General features: G+C 39.5%; 5 protein-coding genes. All 5 read left to right on the top strand.

Going from position 1 to position 5,754, the window contains the following annotated elements:
- Positions 1–337: 337 nt before the first annotated feature.
- The gene (gene dnaA, locus RYP29_RS07970) at positions 338–1,957 is read left to right on the top strand and encodes a chromosomal replication initiator protein DnaA (RefSeq protein WP_311532983.1); all 1,620 of its coding nucleotides are present in this window, start codon (positions 338–340) and stop codon (positions 1,955–1,957) included.
- A gap of 304 nt (positions 1,958–2,261) precedes the next feature.
- Entirely contained in the window at positions 2,262–3,383 is a 1,122-nt protein-coding gene (gene dnaN, locus RYP29_RS07975; protein ID WP_301835009.1) for a DNA polymerase III subunit beta, read from the top strand.
- Positions 3,384–3,587: 204 nt separating this feature from the next.
- A complete protein-coding gene (locus RYP29_RS07980; RefSeq protein ID WP_005379450.1) occupies positions 3,588–3,818 on the top strand; it encodes an RNA-binding S4 domain-containing protein in 231 nt (76 codons plus the stop codon).
- 3 nt (positions 3,819–3,821) lie between these two features.
- Positions 3,822–4,922 (top strand): DNA replication/repair protein RecF, encoded by a 1,101-nt coding sequence (recF, locus tag RYP29_RS07985; RefSeq protein ID WP_311532985.1) that lies wholly within the window; start codon positions 3,822–3,824, stop codon positions 4,920–4,922.
- A partial coding sequence (locus RYP29_RS07990; RefSeq protein ID WP_311532987.1) for a DUF721 domain-containing protein occupies positions 4,909–5,754 on the top strand: 846 nt, incomplete at its 3' end. The genes recF and RYP29_RS07990, both read left to right, overlap by 14 nt.

A 5,754-nucleotide genomic window follows, 5' to 3' on the forward strand; every position in this document is an offset into this window, starting at 1 on the left:
TAAAATAAACAAATTCCATAAAAGTTATCCACAGATTGAATGACAATCTCCCTCATTTTTGGTACAATCATAATTGAAATTGGTAAAATTATATATTTTTATAAGTTTTTTTTGGATAGTTCAGAAAAGTTATCCACATTTTTTCTCTTTTGACCTGTGAATAGTATAAACTCAGTATTTATAAGGTTGGAAGGGAATTTTATTTTCTCTTATTTATAAGTTATGCACAACTTATTCACATGTATTTGTGGTTTTTCCACAGTTTTAGAATAAGTTATACACATAATAACGAAAGTTATGCACATTTTTAGTAAAAGTTATACACAAGAGGAACAAAATGCAAGCAGCTGATATTAATGATATATGGGAACGTATATTACAAGTAGCAAAACAAACACTGCCGCCTGCGATTTATTCAAGTTTGAGTACTTCTCTCATACCGATGAGTATAGATAATAATTCTATACACATTGGGGTTATGCAGAGTTTTATAAAAAGTGTCATCGAATCTCAGCAAACGGTAAGTAAGTTATTAACAGATGCCATCCAACAAGTGACGGGCAAACAATTAAATATGGTGTTACTGGATTTATTTCCCCTTAAGGAAGAGACCCCAGCAACACCGCAAGTAGCAGATACTTTCACAGGGAATACTGCAGAGAGCGCTACTACGAATACAACAGAAAATCCATCAGTAAGTGACACGGAAAGCACCATTGCCACAGCAAAAAAACCTGCAAAGCAGGAGGTTCCATATCAAGAGGAGTTTTACACACCGGTGTACGCAGATCCTGTATATATTAAGCGCCAAGAGGTGCACGAGTTAATTCCAGATGAACCGATGTTTCCTGTAGAGCAGCCACAAACGGCGCAGACGTTGCAGTCTACGGATATTCCTATCGATTTATCATCATCCCAGCTCAACAGTGGGTATCGATTTGATAATTACATTACAGGCAATGCAAACCGCATTCCTTTTGGGGCAGCCCAAAATGTGTCGGAACATCCAGGCGGCGATTATAATCCGCTCTTTATCTATGGCCCATCTGGCCTCGGTAAAACGCATTTGATGCACGCCATCGGCAATGCCATCGTTGAAAGATATCCTAATCTCAAGGTGATGTGCACAACGAGCGAAAAGTTCATGAATTTATTCATTGAATCCATTCGTAAGCGGCAAGGCGAGTTGTTCCGCAATACGTTCCGCAACATCGACGTATTGCTCATTGACGATATTCAGTTCTTGGAAAATAAAGAGGGCACGAAAACAGAGTTTTTCAACACCTTCAATGAATTATTAGACAATAACAAGCAAATCGTCCTCACCAGCGATACCATGCCAAACGACATGGATCAATTCGAAGAGCGCTTGCGTTCTAGATTCCAAGCTGGTTATGTGGCAACCATGGAAAATCCAGATTTGGAAACGCGCATTGCCATTTTGAAAGCCCTCGTTGAAAAGGAAAACAATAAGAATCGTAATCTCGTTATCGACAACGATGCCATCAACTACGTGGCGTTACAATTCGATGAAAATATCCGCGTACTACAAGGGGCTTTCAATAAACTCATCGGTACCGCATCGCTAGAACAACGGACGAGCAGCATCGATTTGGAATACACGAAGAAAACATTATCCGACATCATCACGACGGAACGAGTAACCCTCATCGACATAGAGTCCATTCAAGACTTTATCAGCACCTATTTCAACATTAAGAAACAAGATTTGTTAGGCAAAAAAAGGAAGGCCCAATTCGCATTTCCACGACAAATTGCCATGTATTTGTGCCGCGATGTAATTAATGAAAGCTACCCACAAATCGCAGCAGCTTTTTCCAGAGATCACACAACGATTTTGCATGCGTACGATAAGATCAGCAAGGAAATCGACAAGAATCCGGAAACAAAACAGATTATCCTAGACATAAAATCAAAACTGTCATCACTCAACTAAAACGGGTGTGGATAACTCTGTGGATATGTTGTGTGTAAATCTGTGGATATTGCAGAAATCAATATTTTCTGTGACTATGTGGATAACCTAAAACAAGGTATGCACACACTTATCCACAACTGTGGAAACGCATGAAATCTAGTAAACTTTCACATGTACACACATTCACAGCGCCTACTACAAATACTACTAAACTAACAAACAAATCAAAAACATATCAGAAAACCGATCTATCGTTGATTATCTATAGAGGACCAACGAAAATCGCACAACGAATATTACAAACAAGGAGAATATTTACGTTATGAACATCAAATTCCCTAAGGCCAATCTCCAAAAAGCCATTAACGTTCTACAAAAAGTATCACAAAATAAGACAAGTTCAAATCTACCAGGTTCCATTTATATGACCACCAAAAATAATCAAGTGGAACTACAAGGTAACGATTTTGAATTGGGCATCAAATTAACAATCGACGCAGAAATCTTAGAACCAGGTACATTAGTGGTTGCTTCTCGTTATTTCCAAGAATTAATCCGCAAATTACCAGGCGAAACGATTCAATTGAGCAAACCAGAGGATGGCAATACGCTAAAAATCACATCCGGTTCCTCTGAATTTAATTTAGTAACCTTGCATCCAGACGATTTCTCCTTGGTTGAACAAATTCACGACCAAGACTATGTCAATATTGATAGCCAAGCGATGAAAGAACTTATCGACCTTACAAACTATGCGGCTGCAAGCGACGATGATCGCCCTGTATTTGCCGGTGCTTTGCTAGAAATCAAAGATGCAAACGACAAAGAAGTAACTATGGTTGCTACTGATACACATCGCATGGCTGTTAAAAAGGTAACCATCGATGAACCTGCTACTTCCCCTATGCGTGTCATCATTCCAACAAAGGCTTTGGCAGAAGTATCTCGTTTATTACCAACAGATAATCCTTCTATTATTAAAATCATTTGGAACCGCACACAAATCGTGTTCATGTTCGAATCAATCTACATTATTTCCCGATTGATTGAAGGCACGTACCCAGAATACGAAAAGGTAATTCCTGCTCAATTCGACTCCAGTGCCGTTGTAGACCGCAAGGACTTTGCCGGCGCTGTTGATCGTGTATCCTTGTTGGCAAAGGATATGAGTTACAACGTTATTCGCTATGACTGGTCAGAAGAACAAGTGACGTTGTCCAGCCAAAATGCTGAAATTGGTATGGCGAAGGAAGAAATTCCTGTGGAATTTAAGGGTACGCCGTTCACGATTTCCTTCAATGGTCGTTACATTTCCGATATTTTGCGTCACAGCACAGGCGACAACATCCATATGTATTTAAAACAAAATGGTCCTGTTGTCATTCGCCAAGATAATAATCCGAACTATACCTATGTAGTAACACCTGTTCGTACGAATTCTTAATCGTCACATACGATAATATATTCTCATTTTTGTGAAAGCTAATTCTACGATTAGTTTTTATATTGAGAATTCAGTATGTACTATATATAAATTATTGTATATTTATATGCATAAAAATTCATAATACCAAGTATATAACAATGCGTTTTAGTCATGATTATATATTTGGTATATCCTGTAATTTGTCCACCATAGGAGGACGTTATGAAACAACAACCTGTACCAATTCATACGGAGTACATTCAAATCGATCAATTGCTTAAATTGGAAGGCGTCATCGAAACAGGGGGCCAAGTAAAAGGCCTTATCGATGATCAAGTGCTTACATTAAATGGCACTATCGTTACAGAAAAACGCAAAAAATGTCGCGTTGGCGATGTTATTGGTGTAGAAGGCCTCGATGTGGAATTCATCGTTACCAAAGAGGAGGCATAATCGGTGAGAATTAACTCACTGCAATTGTTCCAGTTTCGCAACTATAAGGATTTAACCATAGATTTGCAGCCTGAAATCATCGTCTTGTACGGAACCAATGGGGCTGGTAAAACCAATATTTTAGAGGCCATTTACGTCGGTACCATTGGTAAAAGCCACCGTACAAACGATACGTCGGATATGCTTTTATTTAATGCTGATGAAGCGGGCATTGTGGTGAACTTTGAGAAAAAGGAGACGCCGCAAAAGGTTAATATTAAGCTATTTCATCAAGGTCCTAAGGATATCCGCTTAAATGATACTAAGATTTCCCAGAAGGAATTGATTGGTACCTTAAATACGGTCATCTTCTGCCCAGAAGATTTACAGCTTATTAAGGGCAGTCCTTCGGGGCGGCGTAGATTTCTAGATATGGAAATATCTCAAACGAGCGCTACTTATTATCATCAATTGTTGCAATATAATCGGTTATTGCAGCAACGCAATACATTACTGAAGGAATATCGCGGTAAACAGAATATTCCTCTTGCTGAATGGGATGTACAACTAGCGGATATGGCGGCTTTCATCGTCAAAAAACGGATGGAAAGTCTAAAGAAAATCAATTTGCTCATCGATTTGATGAATCGTAAATTGACGGGAGGCCTCGAGAATCTCACCATCGGCTACGAACAACCGTATGGGGAGGAAGGTCATATCGTGTATACGAAGGAGGCCTTTTACGATTTACTGCAAGAGGCATTGCCGCAAGATCGTCAACGTATGACGACCAGCGTCGGCCCTCATCGCGATGATTTGAGATTCTTTTCCGATGCTATCGATTTAAAGAAATTTGGATCTCAGGGACAGCAGCGGACGGCCGTGCTTTCACTCAAACTGAGCGAATTAGAATTTATTAAATCCGAGGTCGGCGAATATCCAGTATTGCTCTTGGACGATGTGTTGAGCGAGCTCGACGAGGCGAGACGGAACAATTTATTGCAGTTCATTCATAAACGCATTCAAACCGTTATTACCACGACGGATATACACGATTTTGAAAACCTGCAAGGTGTTCAATTTATTCAATGTCAGGAGGGGCACATCCATTATGGAAAGCCTTGATATGTGCTTAGCTGGTGGCCTACATGAGTTAGGTTTACTGGAACAATTTAAACTGAATACCCTCGTTCATCATTGGCGTGATGTGGTGGGGCCGATTTATGCTGGTCATACGCGCATCATCGACATCAAACCTCCAAAAATTGTGCTCAGCGCAGACAATTCGCAGTGGATGCAAGAGGTTAAGATGAACCAAAAACGCATCCTTAAGGCCATTAATGACTATTACAAAAGTGATATCATCACCGAAATGGGCCTCATCATGCATCGGCAGAGCTATGTGAAAGAAACGGCTAACACAGAGATTCTGAAAATAGACATGCCCGACATCGATGGGTATATTGATATGTCGAAAATCGCCTTGTCCGATGATGATGTAAAATCTATTGATGCTATGGTTGAAAGCTTAGCAGAAGAGAAACTAAAAGAACCATTTCGTAAGGTGCTCATTAGTAGCCGTAAAAAGGAAATATATTTGCTAGAACATGGCTATCATCGATGTGAGCGCTGTTATACATTGATGAGTAGGCAAACAAAATATTGTGTGTCCTGCGAATATGAAATGCATCGCAATCATATTAATGATATAAAAACACAAATTAGACGACGTCCGTACATAAAATATAGCGAAGCTCAACAATACATCAAATGCACCTTTAAAGATTTTTCCATAGCCATGCGAGAACTGATCTATTTCTATTTAGATAAGGTCTACCATGGATCTACAAGCCGAAACCACATGTACATGGCCACCATGCTCATTACCCATAAACGGCTTGAAGAACTGACAGACCAACACGTTATCAACCTGTGTAATAAATACAGATCAAAATTC

Origin of the sequence: uncultured Veillonella sp. (assembly GCF_963534045.1) — a bacterium.
Lineage (GTDB): Bacteria > Bacillota > Negativicutes > Veillonellales > Veillonellaceae > Veillonella.

Excerpts from the sequence above, each read along its gene's own strand:
- dnaA (WP_311532983.1), top strand. The coding sequence starts at position 338 with ATGCAAGCAGCTGATATTAATGATATATGGGAACGTATATTACAAGTA.
- dnaN (WP_301835009.1), top strand. The coding sequence starts at position 2,262 with ATGAACATCAAATTCCCTAAGGCCAATCTCCAAAAAGCCATTAACGTT.
- RYP29_RS07980 (WP_005379450.1), top strand. The coding sequence starts at position 3,588 with ATGAAACAACAACCTGTACCAATTCATACGGAGTACATTCAAATCGAT.